This window comes from Flavobacterium sp. MMS24-S5, assembly GCF_050320125.1.
Lineage (GTDB): Bacteria > Bacteroidota > Bacteroidia > Flavobacteriales > Flavobacteriaceae > Flavobacterium > Flavobacterium tyrosinilyticum.
Window position 1 is genome coordinate 2,555,823 of sequence record NZ_CP190016.1, and the last position, 18,393, is coordinate 2,574,215.

General features: G+C 34.0%; 17 protein-coding genes. 8 read left to right on the forward strand and 9 right to left on the reverse strand.

The genetic code is table 11. From position 1 onward, the window contains the following. Nucleotides 1-37: 37 nt before the first annotated feature. From ACPWTF_RS11825 to ACPWTF_RS11850, 6 genes are all read right to left on the reverse strand, one after another. The gene (locus tag ACPWTF_RS11825) at nt 38-349 is read right to left on the reverse strand and encodes a DUF4286 family protein (protein WP_008465514.1); all 312 of its coding nucleotides are present in this window, start codon (nt 347-349) and stop codon (nt 38-40) included. 126 nt (nt 350-475) lie between these two features. Beyond that, nucleotides 476-2,257 carry a tetratricopeptide repeat protein gene (locus tag ACPWTF_RS11830; RefSeq protein WP_427875568.1) on the reverse strand — a complete coding sequence of 594 codons (1,782 nt, stop codon included), beginning with the start codon at nt 2,255-2,257 and terminating at the stop codon, nt 476-478. 73 nt (nt 2,258-2,330) lie between these two features. Further along, entirely contained in the window at nt 2,331-3,185 is an 855-nt protein-coding gene (gene lgt / locus ACPWTF_RS11835) for a prolipoprotein diacylglyceryl transferase (protein WP_427875569.1), read from the reverse strand. A gap of 84 nt (nt 3,186-3,269) precedes the next feature. Continuing rightward, entirely contained in the window at nt 3,270-4,541 is a 1,272-nt protein-coding gene (gene serS / locus ACPWTF_RS11840) for a serine--tRNA ligase (protein ID WP_427875570.1), read from the reverse strand. A gap of 159 nt (nt 4,542-4,700) precedes the next feature. Further along, nucleotides 4,701-5,621 (reverse strand): hypothetical protein, encoded by a 921-nt coding sequence (locus tag ACPWTF_RS11845; protein ID WP_427875571.1) that lies wholly within the window; start codon nt 5,619-5,621, stop codon nt 4,701-4,703. 78 nt (nt 5,622-5,699) lie between these two features. Continuing rightward, a complete protein-coding gene (locus ACPWTF_RS11850; protein ID WP_427875572.1) occupies nt 5,700-6,239 on the reverse strand; it encodes a DMP19 family protein in 540 nt (179 codons plus the stop codon). Nucleotides 6,240-6,455: 216 nt separating this feature from the next. On the opposite strand from ACPWTF_RS11850, the gene ACPWTF_RS11855 reads away from it, so the two are divergent. Together ACPWTF_RS11855 and ACPWTF_RS11860 are read left to right on the forward strand one after the other, a co-directional pair. Continuing rightward, nucleotides 6,456-6,959, forward strand: coding sequence for a hypothetical protein (locus ACPWTF_RS11855; RefSeq protein WP_427875573.1), 504 nt, complete (start codon nt 6,456-6,458; stop codon nt 6,957-6,959). A gap of 335 nt (nt 6,960-7,294) precedes the next feature. Continuing rightward, entirely contained in the window at nt 7,295-7,744 is a 450-nt protein-coding gene (locus ACPWTF_RS11860) for a protease complex subunit PrcB family protein (RefSeq protein WP_095930289.1), read from the forward strand. Nucleotides 7,745-7,748: 4 nt separating this feature from the next. Here ACPWTF_RS11860 and ACPWTF_RS11865 read toward each other — a convergent pair whose 3' ends face one another. Then, complete coding sequence (locus tag ACPWTF_RS11865; RefSeq protein WP_427875574.1) at nt 7,749-9,251, reverse strand: patatin-like phospholipase family protein; 1,503 nt, start codon at nt 9,249-9,251, stop codon at nt 7,749-7,751. A gap of 288 nt (nt 9,252-9,539) precedes the next feature. Here ACPWTF_RS11865 and ACPWTF_RS11870 point away from each other — a divergent pair, with 288 nt between their 5' ends. Both ACPWTF_RS11870 and ACPWTF_RS11875 read left to right on the forward strand, forming a co-directional pair. Further along, nucleotides 9,540-10,442 carry a PhzF family phenazine biosynthesis protein gene (locus tag ACPWTF_RS11870; protein WP_427875575.1) on the forward strand — a complete coding sequence of 301 codons (903 nt, stop codon included), beginning with the start codon at nt 9,540-9,542 and terminating at the stop codon, nt 10,440-10,442. Between the two features lie 15 nt (nt 10,443-10,457). Beyond that, entirely contained in the window at nt 10,458-11,048 is a 591-nt protein-coding gene (locus ACPWTF_RS11875; protein WP_427875576.1) for a hypothetical protein, read from the forward strand. 63 nt (nt 11,049-11,111) lie between these two features. On the opposite strand, the gene ACPWTF_RS11880 is transcribed toward ACPWTF_RS11875, so the two are convergent. Together ACPWTF_RS11880 and ACPWTF_RS11885 are read right to left on the reverse strand one after the other, a co-directional pair. Then, nucleotides 11,112-11,339, reverse strand: coding sequence for a CDGSH iron-sulfur domain-containing protein (locus ACPWTF_RS11880; RefSeq protein ID WP_427875577.1), 228 nt, complete (start codon nt 11,337-11,339; stop codon nt 11,112-11,114). Between the two features lie 317 nt (nt 11,340-11,656). Beyond that, on the reverse strand, nt 11,657-13,156 hold the full coding sequence (locus ACPWTF_RS11885) for a family 43 glycosylhydrolase (protein WP_427875578.1): 1,500 nt from the start codon (nt 13,154-13,156) through the stop codon (nt 11,657-11,659). Between the two features lie 449 nt (nt 13,157-13,605). Here ACPWTF_RS11885 and metG point away from each other — a divergent pair, with 449 nt between their 5' ends. The 4 genes from metG to ACPWTF_RS11905 all read left to right on the forward strand — a co-directional run bounded on the left by metG (nt 13,606) and on the right by ACPWTF_RS11905 (nt 18,375). Beyond that, nucleotides 13,606-15,741: a methionine--tRNA ligase gene (gene metG / locus ACPWTF_RS11890; RefSeq protein ID WP_427875579.1), complete on the forward strand. Its 2,136-nt coding sequence runs from the start codon at nt 13,606-13,608 to the stop codon at nt 15,739-15,741. Nucleotides 15,742-16,097: 356 nt separating this feature from the next. Further along, entirely contained in the window at nt 16,098-16,376 is a 279-nt protein-coding gene (locus ACPWTF_RS11895) for a hypothetical protein (RefSeq protein WP_427875580.1), read from the forward strand. A 72-nt stretch (nt 16,377-16,448) separates the two neighbouring features. Next, nucleotides 16,449-17,195 (forward strand): SH3 domain-containing protein, encoded by a 747-nt coding sequence (locus tag ACPWTF_RS11900; protein ID WP_427875581.1) that lies wholly within the window; start codon nt 16,449-16,451, stop codon nt 17,193-17,195. Nucleotides 17,196-17,490: 295 nt separating this feature from the next. Next, nucleotides 17,491-18,375 (forward strand): DMT family transporter, encoded by an 885-nt coding sequence (locus ACPWTF_RS11905; RefSeq protein WP_427875582.1) that lies wholly within the window; start codon nt 17,491-17,493, stop codon nt 18,373-18,375. Nucleotides 18,376-18,393 lie beyond the last annotated feature (18 nt).

Consider the following 18,393-nt stretch of genomic DNA (forward strand, 5'->3'; position numbering starts at 1 on the left):
GACTGAATACTAATTACTAAAAACTGAACACTAAATATTAGTGTTCCGAAATAACTTCCAATTCTGTTCTAAAAGAAAGCATTTTATCTGCAAATAAACCTAATGCTTCCCTGTGAAATTCTGGTTCGTCTTCGATATAAAACTTCTCTAGCGTTTCCTTGCTGTCTGTTATGTATTGCACAGAATACGTAATTCCGCCCATTTCTTCTTCAACCAAAACTTTTACAATTCGCGCCGAAGAGAATTTATTAGTAGCCAGAATTTCTGGTATGTGCTTTTCCTGCATCCATTTTAACCATTGGTCATGAACGCTTTCGTGTATGTTTGTGGTAACGTTGTAAATAATCATTTTTTCTAAGGTTCTGAGATGCTTAGATTCTAAGGTTCTGAGTTTTTCCTCTTGCCTCTTAAATCTTTTCAAATCATCATTTTACTAATTTTTATTCTTGGAATTTGGAATTTAAAATATTGGAATTTATAAATTCTTATCCCCTCTTAACTCGCGGTATTTTTTTCTGGCATCGACAAAGTAAATACTGTCTTGATGATTAAAAATTACCTTTTCATATAAAGGCTTTGCCTTTTCTGGATCTTTTAGTTCGTCGTTGTAAATTTCGGCTGAGAAAAATAGCGCTTCATCAACATAAATTCCGTCGCTGTGATTGTCTATAATCTGCTGGTATTGACTTAAAGCCGAAGCAAAATCTTTCTGGCTTTCGTAAACTTTTCCTAAACGCAATAATGTTACGGCTTCTATTTCCTGACCTTTATAGGTTTTTAAAATATTCTGAAACTGTGCAATCGCTTCTTGTTTTTTATTCTGATAAATTAAAAAATCTCCTTTTGCAAATTGTTTCAGTGCCACTTGAGTCGAATCTGCTGCGGTATTATCATTAATTAAAAGAAAATATTCTAAAGCATCGTTTGCAATTAACTGCGTATTGGCTGCTTTTAATTCTTTAAACTGTTTATTCGCCCATTCGAAATCGCCTTTGTAATAACTTGTTTTAGCCGCTTTCAAACTCGCTTCGTGCGCCATTACATCATTCTTTAAATCCAATTGAATCTGCGAATAGTAAATAAGTGCCTGATTGTACTTTTCTTCTAAAAGCAGAATATCAGCGAGCTCCATTTTAGCGTCTGCCTTTTGATATTCATTTAAATTTAATTCTAAAGCTTTTTTGACAACTGCCTTTCCTTCTTCTGTCTTTTTCAAATTAAAGGCCAGAAAATGGGCTTGAATGATTTGCAAAGATAAGGTAAAAGGACTGATTTCGTAAGTTGCCAATAATTGCTGCAATTCTTGATTGATGGCTGGATAATCTTTTTCCTGCGCTTTATCGATCTTAATTTGCATTAAATAGGCATTACACTGAATCAGTAAATCACGATCTTTTGTGTTTTGGAGAATAAAATTCAGAATTTCCTCAGCCGTATCGGTGTCTCCTTCATTCATCGCAAACTGACTCAAATTGACGATACTCATCAACGATTCTGGTTCGCGTTTGTAAATGGCTTTTTCCTGAATAAAGGCTTTTCCAAATTCCTTTTGCTGCACATAAAACCAGCTCAAATAATGATTCCAAAAAACATCCTGATCTTTCTGGGTTTTCAAGATTAAGGCTTTTCGCATTGCATCTTTAAAAGCCGTATTATCGGTTTCGCCATTCATGAATCGCGACAGTTGCGTCTGAATCAAATTGGTATTCTGTGGATTTGTAAAAGATTCTGTCAATAACAAATCAATCATTAAATCGGTTTTACCTAACTGTCCATACAACATTCCGATCTGAAAATTGAAATTGAAGTTTGGCTGAATCTGCATTGCAGTCTGATACGCTTTTAAAGCATATTCTAATAATACTTTTTTCTCAAACGAACTCGCAACTCCATACACATCGTTTGGATTGACCTTTATTTTTTCGATCGCCTGTTCGTAGTAATTTTTAGCTTTCGAATCGTTTTTCTGCAACTGGAAATTATATCCTAATTCAACCAAAAACACACCTTGTTTGTAACGATTGTAACGATCTTGAATAGCTTTTTCAGCGTTAGCAAACTGCTGCAATTGCTGATAACAATCTACAGTTCGTAAAAAATACTGCGTATTGGATGGCGCGCTTCTTAAAAGCTCTTCATAACTGATCTTAGCTTTATCAAAATCACCTTTGTCGTAATAATATTGAGCCAGCTGCTCGTTTTGACCAAACGCCAAACCAGAACATAATAAAACGATTCCGATCAATATGTTTCTCATACTGCCTTTTTATTTAGTTTTTCAGTCGCAGTCGCGGTTTTCAGTCATACCTAAACTGCAAACCGGAACTTTTTTAGTTTTTAGGTAACTGTAAACTGTCACTGTATACTGAGACTTTCTTAGTTTTCCAAAAAATCAATCCTAAACCAATTAAAATAAACGGGATGCTTAAAATTTGTCCCATATTAATCAGCATATTGTTCTCAAAAGCTTCTTGATTTTCCTTGAAAAATTCAATTATAAAACGAGCTGTGAATAATAAAGTTAAGAAAGTTCCAAAGATTAATCCTTGTGCATTTCTAATTTTTTCTGATTTGTACATATAAAACAGAATTCCAAAAATCAACAAATAAGCAAAAGCTTCATATAATTGTGTTGGATGTCTCGGGATTAGATCGTCTCTTTCAAAAACAACTCCCCAATTTCTGTTGGTTGGTTTTCCGTAGATTTCAGAATTCATAAAATTCCCCATTCTGATAAAAGTACCCGTTACAGGAACAGCAACTGCCATTTTATCTAAAAGTCCTAAAAACTGAACTTTATATTTTCGGCAGTACAAAATCATTGCCGTTATAACTCCGATCAATCCTCCGTGACTTGCCAAACCTTGGTAACCCACAAATTGATAAACTCCTTTTATTTTCTGAATCGGTAAAAGAATTTCTATCGGATGTTTCAAGAAATACTCCGGTTCGTAAAAGAAACAATGTCCAAGTCTAGCGCCTAAAACGGTTCCGACAATTACATAAATCAATAAAGTATCGAGATTATCTAGCGAAAGATTTTCTTTCTTATAAATATTTCTAACAATGTAGAAACCTAAAAGAATTCCGCAGGCAAAAAGAGCTCCGTAATATTTTAAAGGAAAACTATCTGTAATCCAGAAAATAACAGGATCTACGTTCCAGTTTAAAATTCCATTCATCATGCTCCGTTTTTTAATTTCTATAAATTAAGAAAACCTAACAGGTTTTAAAACCTGTTAGGTTTGTATCTTAAAAACTATCTTTTTTTAGTTTATAATATCAAATCCGCAGTAAGGACGTAAAACTTCTGGTATTACAATTCCTTCTGGAGTTTGGTAATTTTCTATAATTCCAGCCAAAACTCTAGGAAGCGCTAATGAACTTCCGTTAAGTGTGTGCGCCAATTGATTTTTTCCGTCTTTGTCTTTAAAACGTAGTTTCAAGCGATTTGCCTGGAACGTTTCAAAGTTAGAAACAGAACTGATTTCTAACCAACGATCTTGCGCTGTAGAAAATACTTCAAAATCGTAAGTCAAAGCCGATGTGAATCCCATATCTCCTCCGCAAAGACGTAAAACTCTGTAAGGCAATTTTAATTCTTTTAAAATATCTTTTACATGTTCTACCATTCCGTCTAAAGCTGCGTAAGAATTATCAGGATGCTCCACACGCACAATTTCAACTTTATCAAATTGGTGCAAACGGTTTAAACCGCGAACGTGTGCTCCGTAAGAACCAGCTTCACGACGAAAACATGGCGTATAGGCCGTATGCAAAACTGGCAAATCACTTTCGTTTAAAATAACATCGCGGAATAAATTCGTAACTGGAACCTCAGCCGTTGGAATCAAATATAAATCATCGATTGTAGAATGATACATTTGTCCTTCTTTGTCTGGTAATTGTCCCGTTCCAAAACCTGAAGCTTCGTTTACCAAATGAGGCACCTGGACTTCGTTGTATCCTGCAGCTGTATTCTTGTCTAAGAAATAATTGATCAAAGCACGTTGCAGCTTTGCTCCTTTTCCTTTGTAAACAGGGAATCCTGCTCCAGTAATTTTTACACCCAATTCAAAATCGATAATATCGTATTTCTTTACCAATTCCCAGTGCGGTTGTGCGCCTTCATGCAAAACTGGAATATCTCCTTCTTGAAAAACATTCAAATTGTCATCTGGCGTTTTTCCTTCAGGAACAATATCTGCCGGAAGGTTGGGTAAAGTGTATAATTTATTGGTTAACTCAACAGCCAAAGCTTCTGCTTTTTCGCTCAGTTCTTTACTTTTCTCTTTTAGTGAAACTGTTTTTTCTTTTAAGATTGCGGCTTTCGCTTTCTCTCCAGCTTTCATCAATTCACCAATATCTTTGGACAATTTATTAGATTCTGATAAAGTATTGTCTAATTCCACCTGTGCAGCACGACGATTTTCGTCTAATTGAACCACCTCTTCAACAACGCTTTTAGCATCGATATTTCGCTTTGCTAAAGCCTTGATTACTTTCTCTTGATTTTCTCTAATAAATGCAATTTGTAACATAGCTTGATTTTTATAACTATTGTATTTTTTATAACGGAAGCAAATTTAAGGAAATGTTTGTTAACAATAGGTCAAAGTTTTGCAGTAAAACCGAAATCTCCTATAAACAACAAAAGCACTATAAAAGTGCCCTTGATGTTATTTCGCTTTTTTTGAATTTTACTCCAGAAAACGATGTCTGTCGTCTCTGTGAAAAGCGTATTCTCTTCCGTTATACTTAATCTTCTCTAATTCTTTTTTAATTTTCAGATCACTTTTTTCTGCGATTCCGTTTTCAGCATCACTTTCGAACGCTTCTTCATAAGAAAAGTTTTTGGTTATGATCAAATCAAAATAACCATTCGTTTTATGATCCGAAAAGCTCATACCGGTTTCTAGAGTTTCTACTTGAAAAGTCCCGCTTCCGTTAGAATCGCCATTCGTTAATCGAATTGGATATTCGTATAAGACCTTTTTAATTTCATTGTCAGCCAAAGTAACCAATGTGAATTTCTTCTCCGAATACAAAACAATTCTACTGCTTGCACTCGCTTCTGTATAAAAGGCAATTGCTGGAGTATTTTCGTTTAAAAAAACAAGTTCTTTCAAAATATGCGATTTTGAAAACTGAATGGCTTCATTATCATAATAACCTAGATTCTCATCAAATTCTTCGGCAATTATGCTTCCGTCTTCCCGATTCACAAATAAGTATTTACGCTGAAAATAATTTCCCATTTCTTCTTCATCTGGAGATTTCAACACTTTTTTATCGTGCGCAACAGTTGTCAGGACAAAAAAAGTGGTTTGATTATCAAAATTGATGGAACTCGATTCGGCAATTTTAATATCTGAATATTTGATTTTTAAGTTTGATGCTACTATGGAGAGCAACTTCAGATTCATTTCTTTAGAATCTTCGATCTCATCCAGATTTTTAAAAATGAGTTTTTTTATTGGTTTTTTATTAAGACCAAGATGAGCTTGTGTTTCCGAAAGGAGTTCCTGATACTCAACCTCGGCATCGTTTGGAACCTTTTCATTTTTCCCGCAAGAAAACAAAAACATCAAAACGGTGCTTAAAAGAATCGTTTTTTTCATAGACTTAGGTTTGTTAGAAATTTTAGGGCATTTCAAATATATAATTTTCTTACAAACCACCGCAAAAAAAATAAAAACTTAATCTCTCTTAATTTCGTGTCCTATAAACTCTTCCAGTGTTGCAAACATTTCTTCTACCGAAAGCACTTCTGTATCGGGATGCGATTTTAAGAATGCAGCATTCAATTCAACCAAATTTTCATCCAATTCAAAATAAGCATTGTTGTTTAGTAAATCTTTGAAAGCATTTAGAGTATCGTATTTCTCTTTTAGAAATTTCCCTAATTTGATCGTACTCTGCAAACGCAGCTTACGGCATTGCTCTTTAAACAATTCCAAATGTTTTTCTGCTCCAATTAAAGCTAAACCTTCTTCTATTAATTCGTTCAATTCTTTATTCCACCCCGAATCATAAACGAACTTAGAAAAATTTCCTTCCGTATATTTTGAAGCGTAAAAATCTAAATAATAACTCATTAAAGCATCTTCGTGAATTAAATCGTCGTCTATCTTTTCTTCGCGCATTAAATTGATTACTGAAATATTCGAATTGACAACGTCTTGCGGATTTTCACTATTCGCTGCAGTTTCTGAAATTATGATTTTACCGAATTCCATTTGTGTTTTTATTTAAAAGATTGTGATGCAAAGTTGAGAGAAATAATAATATAAATTACATTTTTTTGCATGTTTCCTAGCTCATTGAGCTTTAATTTCGTCCTCACTAAATAGAAAATTGTAATTTAGCATTATCTAAAACTCTTCCGCCAATTAAAAACTTCTAAATAAATACATCGCAAAAATGTATCATTTAGACTACTCCACAGATTTGAAATGAAAAAGAAAATGTCCTCTCTTATTAGTTCTTTTGGAAATAATGACCACACTAATTTTGAAAAAACATTTACTTATATGGAAAAAGTTGGAAAAATACTGCCTCACTCCAAAATTTGTTTCGATCTTTTAAAAAAGTTGAATTTTCAAACTACAGATTCAGAATCAGACTCTTTAATAACAGCTTTACATAAAATACAATATCCATCAAACCCCACCGATCATTTTTATTTCTTTTTTCCAATAGTAAGCCATATTCTTTACTATAAACCTTTATATGAAAAAGAAATTTTAAAATATTTAATAGGTCCAAACTTTGCGAACGGCACATCGGAAGTAGAAGAAATGATAGACGTCATTAATGGCGCCATGAAGTATAAACTAAACGAAAATCAAAACTACCTCAGCAAAGAAAGCCAAGATTGGATTACCAACGAATTGCCAAAATTGAAAAATGAAGTACAACGTGAAATAGATATTTGCTGGAACGAACTTGAAGACTAAAATTTATGGCGATAAACTTGGATCAGAATGATGACAAAGTCGTTGAATTTTGGCATGAAAGCGGAGAACTTTATTACACAAATAAGTCATTTCAAACTTATATAAGAGAACAAATGCTAATAGATGAGAACGGCATGAAGTAAAATAAAACCTTTTGCATCACATTTATTTGTTATTGAGCACAATCTTTCTTCAAAATTAACGTTATCTTTATCTAATAAAAGATGCAGATAAAACTAAACACCTTTTACGCAACTATTTGAACAAAAATGCATCTGTTTATATAGAGAAGGGAAGGCTTAACACAAAAAGTCTTTGCAACCAAAACCAAAACCATGAAAAGGATTATCCTAATATTTAGCATATTGCTAGCTTTAACGAGTTGCGAGAATGATGACTTACCAAATTCTGATGTGCAATATTCGTTAATAGCTAAAGGAGATTCTTTTCCAAATGATGAAAGTCTTGCACCAATACATTTGATTATTAAAGACCAAAAAGCTTGGGATAAATTAATTGCAGAAATGAATGTTTCTACCAATTTGTCTAAAGATTTTAAAGAAATTAATATTGATTTTAGCAAATATCAAGTTATTGCGGTTATAGATAAAACTCAAAATACAGAAGGTCATTCGATAGATATTGTTGAAATTACCGAAAACCGAAATACGATAATTGTAAAAGTAGAAAGACTAAAAAGCGGCAATAGCACTTTAAAACTATCAAGACCGTACGACATTATCAAAACAGATAAAACGGACAAAAAGGTTATTTTTGAGCAATAAATCTTTAATAAATTCCCTTATTCTCCACCAGCAAATCTTTCAATTCATTGGTTTTTAAATAAGCGGCAAAACGTCCAGATAGCAATAACATTTCTTTTTCTTCTGGAGTTGTTTTTAGTTTGGTTTCAACATGCGAAGCATATTCATATAGCATTAAAAGCTTGCTTGCATCAAAATCTTTAAATTTTTCTTTGTCCAAACTAGAAAGCATAGGTTCGCCGTATTTATCTTTCTTAAAACTATCTGCACCAAATTTTGCAATCAATTCTGCTTTAAAATTACCATAAAGTTTCAGCCAATTTCCAGCATCATCATCGGTCTCTTTCAATTGCGCGACTAAATCTTCATAAACTTGATCCTTTTTTAAGGTTAATAAATAATCACGCAAAGTTGTAAAACCAATAACTTGATAATTTGAAGTCGGAATTTTATATTTTTCCAGCACATTTTCGACATCTTTTTCAAAAGTCATGTATCTGGTTTGAACCGTATATAAAGAAGCTGTTTCCAGCAAAGAAAGCAATCCAATTTTACCATCGTTTATAAAAGGCGCTTTCTTTCCTTGCCCTAAACAATCGATAAAAAGTGCTTTTTTGTTTTTGTCTTTAACTTTAGAATCATTGTGAAGCAGTTCTATCAAAGTTTCGTAACCCATATTATCAGAAGCGCCACCATCAATCACACATAAAATTTTATCTTGATTTTTGATTCCGAATTTCGTTTTAGGAAGAACTCCTGGAAAAGCAGAACTAGCCGTAATCGCATAAGTCAGCGGAAAATCATATCCATTATTGATATGATTTTCGTCAAGCGAAAGCGAAGCTTTATTTGGAGCCAAAGACGAATTGATTTTTAAGGCTCGAATAATATGAGGCATAAACGGAAAGCGTTCTCCATTGTTATAAGCCGTTCCATTAGCCACCATAATGGGCAACTGCGGATTGAGTTTGCTATCTTTCGGAATAAAGAAATCCGACAAAAGCATTTGAGTCTTAAACTTATTCTGATTTTCTGGATTGGCGCTATCGTATTGCAAAACTTCCAGATCAAGACGCTGCGCCATCGAGACTTTTTCTCCTTTTTCGTTTCTGCCATTATTTAAAAGAGAAAAAATAGTAGCCGATTTATTGACATCCGATTTGAAAGCATCGGCTTTTGAAAAATAAAATTCGTTAAAGGAACAATTATCATATTGCAATCTATTTTTCAGAATTGTCAAGTAATATCCCGCCGAATAGCATCCGCCAGAAACAGTCGAAAAATAATCGATTTCATTTAGAAAATTACGACTCGAATTGCCTTCTTGAATTTCTTCGAGACCCAAAAGAATGCCCATGCTAAAAAACTGGGCTCTCGATCCACCGCCAGAAATAGCAACTCCCAAAGCAATATTTGGATTTTGGATTCGGTTGTCGCGATCTTGAACCGATTTATATTCATTTAAATTGACTGCAGGAATCGAATTATAGTTAATCTCAGAAAAAAGATTAATCTTATTTTGAGCCATCCCTTCATTTATTAGAAAAAGAAAAAAGAATCCTATCGAAAGCTTTTTAAACATCATAAAAACGACAACATTATTTTGAAGGTTTAAAATTAACTGAATTAATTCAAAATGAAATCTTTGCCTAGTATTTTTTAACTTTTCTGCTTTTATTTCTTGCTTTCGAAAGCCAACTTTTAACCAAAAAGTAATATTAAAATAACCATGAAAAACAAAACGTGTCTCTGAAATACAAGAATAAAGCGTAATTTTATTCCATTAAGAATCGTTTTAGATTCAAAATAGGAAAGTATGAGCGAAAGAAAAGCATTAGAATATTACGTTTTAGACGTATTCTCAAACGAAAGCTACAAAGGAAATCCACTTTCGGTTGTTTTTACAGATGGAAATTTAAAATTAGAAACTTATCAGGATATTTCTAGAGAATTTCGCTATTCTGAAACCTCATTTGTCTATTATTCTACAAGAGAAAAAGCACTTGTAGTTCGTTCGTTTACACCAACCGGAATTGAAATCGATGGCGCAGGTCACAATTTATTGGGCGCAGTGTGCGGAGCTCTTCTAAAAGGAATACCCATTTTTGAGGAGCAAAATGAAAGCGAACCGTTTGTAATTATGAACCATTCGGCAATTCCTGTATCAGTAAGTTTCGATTTGGATAATTTTTCACCAGTTGTTCAAATGCATCAAAAATCGGCAGTTATAAAAAGCGAAATTCCAACTTATAGAATTGCGGTGGCACTGGGTTTAAAGATCGAAGATTTGGATGTAAATTCTTTTGTTCCAACAATAGTTAAAACAGAAGTTGCGCATACAATGGTTCCTATAAAAAACAGCCAGATATTGAACAGCTTTGTTCCAGACAACCAGCTTTTAATTCAGATCTCAAAAGAATATAATTTTGAAGGCTTTTATTGTTTCGCTCCTGCAGAGGAAGGTCAGGAACATATAGTTGAAACAAGATTTTTTAATCCGATAATCGGAATAAATGAAGACCCAGCAACGGGAACAGCCGCTGGCCCTTTAATTGGTTTTTTAACGCAAAAGAAATTTACTAAACCCGATAAAGAGTATAAAATTCTTCAAGGAGTTAAATTAAAGCAGCCCTCAATGATTGAAGTCATGAATCGTGACGAAGATATTCTGGTGGGCGGTTCTTCGATTATTACTATGAAAGGAGAATTATATGTTTAATATAAACAAACAGTAATGAAAAAAACTGCATTCTTACTCTTTCTAATTCTGTTAGGTTGTAATAACTCTAACTATGAGTCATTACGCCCAGAAAAAGTAGATACGGAAAGCCTTCTAAAAAAAATTAATCCAAATAAAGCTTATGATTATTGGGAAGTAAACTTTTGCTTATCGATTACACCTAAAACTATTTTTCATAAAGGAGATAAAAAATTAAAAAATCGATATAATTACACCCCAGTTTATGGTGGTTTTTTTCAAGGCTGTCAACCAGTTTCTTGTTCCTATACTGTGGCTTATTTAGAAAATGCCAAATGGAATTATATTTATGATGAAAAAGAATTGGCTTCTTTTATAAATAAAATTGATAATCCAGAAGAAGCTTTTCTAATTGCTAAAATCCATGATTTTAATATTGATCCATATAACCCAAAAGGGAATGGTTATCTCAAAACAAAAAATGGTTATGATTTAAAAGTCATGAAATATATCAACTGCCCCGAATCCAAAGAATCATTTATCGTTTCTATAGATTCATTGGGGCAATTGAAAAAAATAGAAAGTCAAGGTTTTTATTTAAAAACTAAAAACTGCATCGTATATTAAATCAAACAAAAAAACCGCATCTGGCAGAATGCGGTTTAACTATTTAAAACTAGATAATTCTTCTTAGTTCGTTTTCATTGGCGGTAAATCAAACGCAACAGAATCGTGTTCGAAATTGTTTCTGTGTCCTCCATCGCAGAATGGTTTGTTTGCAGATAATCCGCAACGGCAAAGACCTAATGAAGATCTTCCTTGTAAACCGTAAAGTGCTCCTTCTGGATCCATAATTTCAAAATCACCTTCGATTTTGATTGATCCGTTTTTATTGATGATTAATTTTGTCTTGCTCATAAACTTGTTTTTTTCGAGTGCAAAGATTGCGAAATATATTCTCATTTATAAGCGGGAAACGTAGTTTAAACTGGTTCTATTTTATTGAGGGGATTTGCCACGAAGACGCTAAGGCGCTAAGTTTTTTTTAAAGAATCGAAGTTTCTTAACTAAGTATCTGTGCTAATCTGCCAAAATCTTTTAAAATCTGCGTGAAGCAATAAAATTTAGCGCCTTAGTGTCTTAGTGGCAAAAAACTAAAACGTATTGTTGCACGCGGATTTTAATAGATTCTTAATAAAAATCTTAGCGTCTTTGTGCCTTAGCGGCAAAAAAACCTACAGCGTCTTGTAAACAAAATTCTTAAATTTCACACTTCCTTTTCCAATAGAACAAAGACCAATTCTTAATCCCAAAAATCCGCTTAAGACATTATGATTGTATCCTGAAACCTCAACTGAATTCTCAATTTTCTTCCAGTCTTTTCCATTTAAACTGTAAAACATATCGACTGTATTTTTGATATTCTTTAAACGAAGAAAGACTTTTCTATTATGTGTATTTTTTTCTGTTGGAAACTGCCAGCCTCTCAAGTTTGCCAAAATGTTGTTCTGATCGGCTAGTATTCCAGAGTAATATTTATTATCGTAAAAAAGCGTTAATCCGCCTGTTGCGTTGCCTTCAATTTCCATTTCAACTTCAGCCATATACGAATGTCCGCCTGGAACAACTACTAGAGGCGAACTGTTTCCTACTCCGTCGCCTTTTCCTTCAATAGTTAAAGTGTTATTGGCAACTTTAAATCTTGAAGCTTCTACTCCACTATAAAACTTCCATTGCGGTTTAAGAGCCAAACCTTCAAAATTGTCACTGAGAGAAAATTCAGGAAGCGTTTTTCCTTCTGGTTTTGCAATTGGTTTATCGGTCTCGATATTATCTGGAATTTTATACCAGCCATCTTTTGTCCATTCAACAGGCTGCAATAAAGTCTGGCGCCCTAAGTTGTAATAGTCTTTTTCGTAACCATGAAAAATCATCCACCATTTTCCGTTTGCATCTTCAAAAACGGTGCTATGTCCTTTTGACCACCAAGTTTCAGAACTGCTATTGGTTCTCACAATCGGATTATGAGGCGAGTTTTCCCAAGGGCCTAATGGAGATTTTGATCTTGCCGAAATGACCATATGACTTGTGGCGGGCCCCGCAGTTCCTCCTTCGGCAACCGTTAAATAATAATATTCTCCACGCTTGAATAATTTTGGCCTTTCCATACAAAAACATTCAATACTCCATTCACGCGGAATTTTCCATCCGTCGTAAACATGTTTTAACTCGCTTGTTACCGAAAGTCCGTCTTTGGATAAAGCGACATAGCCTCCATTGCTGAAATATAAATATCTATTCCCTTTATCATCTGTTACGTGTCCAGGATCTATGTTGCCAATTTTCAAATCTACTGGTTCGCTCCAAGGCCCATTTATAGAATCGGCTGAAACTACGAAGTTGGTATTATTCGCAGGAAAATAGATATAATATTTATTGTTGTACTTGATTAAATCGGGTGCCCAAACTGCGCCAACATATTTATGAAGCGCATTGGTTACCGGTTCCCAATTCATTAAATCGGTAGAATGCCAAATTAAAAGTCCTGGATAATAATCGAATGAAGAATGAACGACATAATAATCCTTTCCGTCGCGCAACAAACTCGGATCGGGATAATCACCCGCAAAAATTGGATTAGAATATTGTCCTTGTTTTAAATCCTTTTCTAATTGTGATTGAGAATAACCACAAAGCGAAAACAATACTAAAAAGGTTAGATATATTTTATTCATGATGTATGTTTTGATATTTTTTTCAAATATAGTCAAAAAGACCATAAGGTTTTAATGGAGTGAAATTTTGTTAAGTTTTTACACAGAGATGCACGAAGAATTTCGCAGAGATTCGCAAAGTTTTTTATGAAAGAAGTTAAAAATAATCTCGCAAAGTCGCAGAGGCGCGAAGTTTTTAGGAATAGTTTGTCATTTCGAGGAACGAGAAATCTCCACAAAGATTGGCTATTTTAGGAGCGGAGTTACTCGCGAAGATTTCTCGTTCCTCGAAATGACAAACTGTATGGTTAATTCTTAACTTAAAAACAAAAAACTTTGCGTCTCCGCGACTTTGCGAGAACTAAAATCAAAAAAATCTTAGCGAATCTCTGCGAAATTCTCTGTGAATCTTCGTGTAATATTAAAATCTCAATTCTATTGCTTATTTTTGCACTCTAAAATTCATATTAATGACACAGAATCCAAAGAGATATACGATCACGGCGGCATTGCCTTACACCAACGGACCTATTCATATTGGTCACTTGGCGGGAGTTTATGTGCCTGCAGATATATATTCGAGATATTTAAGATTGCAAGGAAAAGATGTAGCATTTATTTGCGGAAGCGATGAACATGGAGTTGCAATCTCTATGAAAGCCAAAAAAGAAGGAATTACACCACAGCAAGTTATTGATAAATATGATGGGATTATCCGCAAATCATTTGAAGATTTCGGAATTTCATTCAACAACTATTCAAGAACTTCGGCTAAAATTCATCACGACACAGCTTCGGAATTCTTTAGAACATTGTATGATAAAGGCGATTTTATTGAAGAAGTTACAGAACAATTGTACGATGCAAAAGCAAATCAGTTTTTAGCAGATCGTTTTGTTGTGGGAACTTGTCCAAAATGTGGTAATGATGGAGCTTACGGAGATCAGTGCGAAAATTGCGGATCTACTTTAAACGCAACCGATCTGATTAACCCAAAATCGACTATTACGGGAGAAACTCCTATTCTTAAAGAAACTAAACACTGGTTTTTACCTTTAGACAGATATTCTGATTTCTTAACAGAATGGATTTTAGTCGGACATAAAAACGATTGGAAAACGAACGTTTACGGACAAGTAAAATCTTGGATCGACGCCGGATTAGAGCCTCGCGCCGTAACGCGTGACTTAGACTGGGGAATTGATGTTCCTGTTGAAGGTGCCGAAGGCAAAAAACTATATGTTTGGTTTGACGCGCCAATTGGTTACATTTCTTCTACAAAAGAATGGGCTGCGCGCGAAGGAAAAGATTGGGAACCGTATTGGAAAGATGAAGAAACGAAATTGGTTCACTTTATCGGAAAAGACAATATTGTTTTTCACTGTATCATTTTCCCAGCAATGTTAAAAGCTGAAGGAAGCTATATTTTACCAGACAACGTTCCTGCAAATGAGTTTTTGAACTTGGAAGGAAACAAACTTTCGACTTCTAAAAACTGGGCAGTTTGGTTGCACGAATATTTAGAAGAGTTTCCAGATAAGCAAGATGTTTTACGTTACGCTTTAACATCAAACGCTCCTGAAACAAAAGATAATGACTTTACTTGGAAAGATTTCCAAGCTAGAAATAACAATGAATTAGTTGCTGTTTTCGGAAACTTCGTGAATCGTGTTGTAGTTTTAACTAATAAATATTACGATGGCGTTATCCCAACTCCAAACGAATTCTCAGAAGTTGATGAACAAACTTTAAACGAATTAAAAGCGTATCCAGCTGTAATTGCAAGCTCTGTGGAACGCTACAGATTCCGTGAAGCTTTGGGCGAATTGATGAATGTGGCTCGTTTAGGAAATAAATACCTAGCAGACGAAGAGCCTTGGAAAGTAATGAAAGACAATCCAGAGCGTGTAAAAACTCAAATGTATGTGGCCTTGCAAATCGCTGCGGCGTTGAGCGTTTTAGCTGAACCGTTTTTACCTTTTACGGCTGCGAAACTTTCTAAAATCTTGAATTTAGCTGACCTTAAAGAGCATTTTGCAGGTTTCAGTAAATTCTTGAAAGAGAAAGATCGTGATGCAAAAGATATATTTATTGAGAAAACTTTAGGTTGGAATGACATTTCTGAAAACTCAGATTTAATTCCAGCAGGACATAAAATTGGCGAGGCAGAATTACTTTTCGCTAAAATTGAAGACGAAGAAATACAAAAACAAGTAGATAAATTGGAAGCGACAAAAACCGCAAATATTGCTGAAAACAAACAAGCAGAACCACAAAAAGATTTAATTCAGTTTGATGATTTTGCGAAAATGGATATTCGTATCGGAACTATTTTGGAAGCTGAAAAAATGCCAAAAGCAAACAAACTTTTGGTTCTTAAAGTAGATACAGGAATCGATGTTCGTACAATTGTTTCAGGAATTGCTGAGAGTTTTTCGCCAGAAGAAATCATCGGAAAACGTGTTTCTGTTTTAGCGAACCTTGCTCCAAGAGCTTTACGTGGTGTTGAAAGCCAAGGAATGATCTTGATGACAACAAACGCAGAAGGAAAACTGGTTTTTGTAAATCCAGATGCTGATGCGCCAAATGGAGCGACAGTAAATTAAACCGATTTAGATATTAAGCATATCGTTTGTCATTTCGAGGAACGAGAAATCGCACGCGAGATTCACGCACTGTTGTTGAGTTTCTAGTGCGATTTCTCGTTCCTCGAAATGACAAGATTGCAGAATTAAAATACGAATAAAATTCTTACATTTTATTGTTTCTTTCAAATTTATATTTGTAAGTTTGTTCTGCAAAAAATACACTATAGGATTTATTTAGGAACTTTCAAACAAAGTTAACATAAGCGAATCCCTCGTCATGATGTCCCTGCGGAAACAATGGGAAAACCTATCCCTATGGGGTATTTTTTGCACATCTAAAACGAGGGATTCGTGCGTTTAATATTTTCAGGTTTATGCAAAAAAGAGAAAATGAAAAACCGACACATCAAGATGTAATGCCATCAATCGCAAAATTCCTTTCAGACTTATGGTTTGAAGGAGATTTTAGAGAACAGCCCCATTATCTGTCTGAAATTTTCAAGCGAATTCTTGAAACAGATTTGGGAGATGACAAAGAGCTAAGATCAAAAATGATGGAATGCATCAAAACCAGTGAAATGCTTGCCGAAACACTCGAACCGTTTTCGGATAAACAAATTCAGAAAGCTTGCAGTAAATTTTTAGCTGCTTAAAAACAACAAAAAAGCGTGAATCAATTACTAATTTTAATTGATTTGCGCTTTTCGTTAAAAAAACAATAAATCATGAGCAAACAAATAAAATTGATCTTTATACTATTTCTTCTTTTAAGTTTTACCTGGTCTCAAGCCCAATACATAGCTGCTTTTGCAATTATTAAAGACAAAGATGGCTTTGTAAATGTTAGGGAAAATAATAATGTAAAATCAAAAATAGTTGGAAAAATTTTTGAAAATCAAGTTTTTGAAGATTTGGATGTCTTAGAAAACGAAAAAAATGAATGGGTTTCCATTACCTATGGAATTTCAAAACAAAAAGCAAGTTCGGCAAATAAAACCGAAGATCAGGCTTATGGCTACATTCACAAAAGCAGAATAGAATATTTAAGTAATCTGCCAAAATTAAAAATGAAGATTATTTCAGAAAATAACGCAGAATTCAAAAATGATGATCTTGTCATTACTATTAAAACCGGAAAATTTATTCCTAAACAACATCAAATTAAAAGACAAGATGGTTTTGTATCAAAAATAGACGATCAATATCCTTGGGGAATTGACGGAATAATACCTGAGAAACTCATTGAAATAAAAAGTATAAAAATTTTCAATAAAAATGAGACTTATACTATCCCAACAAATAATCTTATCGGAATGTACAGTCCCAATTTCGAAAACACACAAATTTTTATAGGTTCTGATAAAACCATTTTTATAGCAATGTCAAATGGAGATGCCGCTGGTGCCTACAATGTTGTCTGGACAATTAAAAACAATCATGTAAAAGATCAATTTGTTTTTAGGGATTTCTAAACAACGTAGCTACAGTTACAGAAAGTAATTCTTCATTTTTTCAGCTTACATGTACCACCATTGAATGATTTATTTCAACATGGCGGGGTTGAATTTACCGAATTATTTAAAAGATGAAGACAAACCCGAAATTCCGCCAACTATTGAAGTTGTAGAAAAAGAAGTATAATTTTTAAATTCTCTCATAAAAAAGTGCGAACCGATTAACATTTTTAATCGATTCGCGCTTTTTCCTTTCAAAATAGTCGCTTTCTGAATTATCTTTGAAAAATAATACAAGAATAAAATACATCTAATGAAACTCACCAAACCAAGATTAGCATTAATCTGCGGTATACTCTGCATATCTATTTTCCCGATATTGGTAAAATTACGTTTAACACCAGGATTAATTTCGGCTTTTTACCGGATGTTTTTTGCTGTGGTGCTACTTTTGCCTTACGTTATTTTTAGCAGAAACTTTAAACTTCCAAAACTAAAATTTGCACTTTTAGCAATACTTTGCGGTGTTTTATTTTCGTCTGATGTTGCCGTTTGGAATATCGCTATTCAGGAATCAAGCGCGACTCAGGCTTCACTTTTAACCAATTTATCTCCAGTTTGGGTTGGTGTTGGTTCTTTCTTTTTTCTGAAAGCAAAACCTGCAACAAATTTCTGGATCGGAACATTAGTCGCTTTATTCGGAATGGTCACTTTGGTTGGTTTTGAATTTTTTATCGATTTAAACTTCGATAAAGCATTTCTATTTGCCGTTTTATCTGGCATTCTATATTCCATTTATCTTTTGGTCAGCAAAAATGTCCTTTCAGAGGTCGATGTTCTTTCGTTTATGACGATTAGTTTATTCGCTTCAAGCATTTATTTAGGAATTTTATGTTATGCATTAGGCGAACCTTTCACCGGATTTTCAAATACTGGCTGGTTTGTTCTCGTGCTTCAAGCTGTTATTTGCCAATTATGCGCTTGGCTTTCGATTAGTTATGCGACTCAGCACATGCGTGCAACGAGGGTTTCGCTAAGTTTATTGAGTCAAGCTGTAATTACCTCAATTTTAGCTTGGTTGTTTTTGGAAGAACAAATAACTTTACAGATGGTTTTTGGCGGAATCATTCTGCTTTTCGGAATCCGAATTACGTTTTACGATAAAACGATTTCTTTGAAAGGGCTTTTTTCTAAGTAAAGAACAGTTCACAGATTT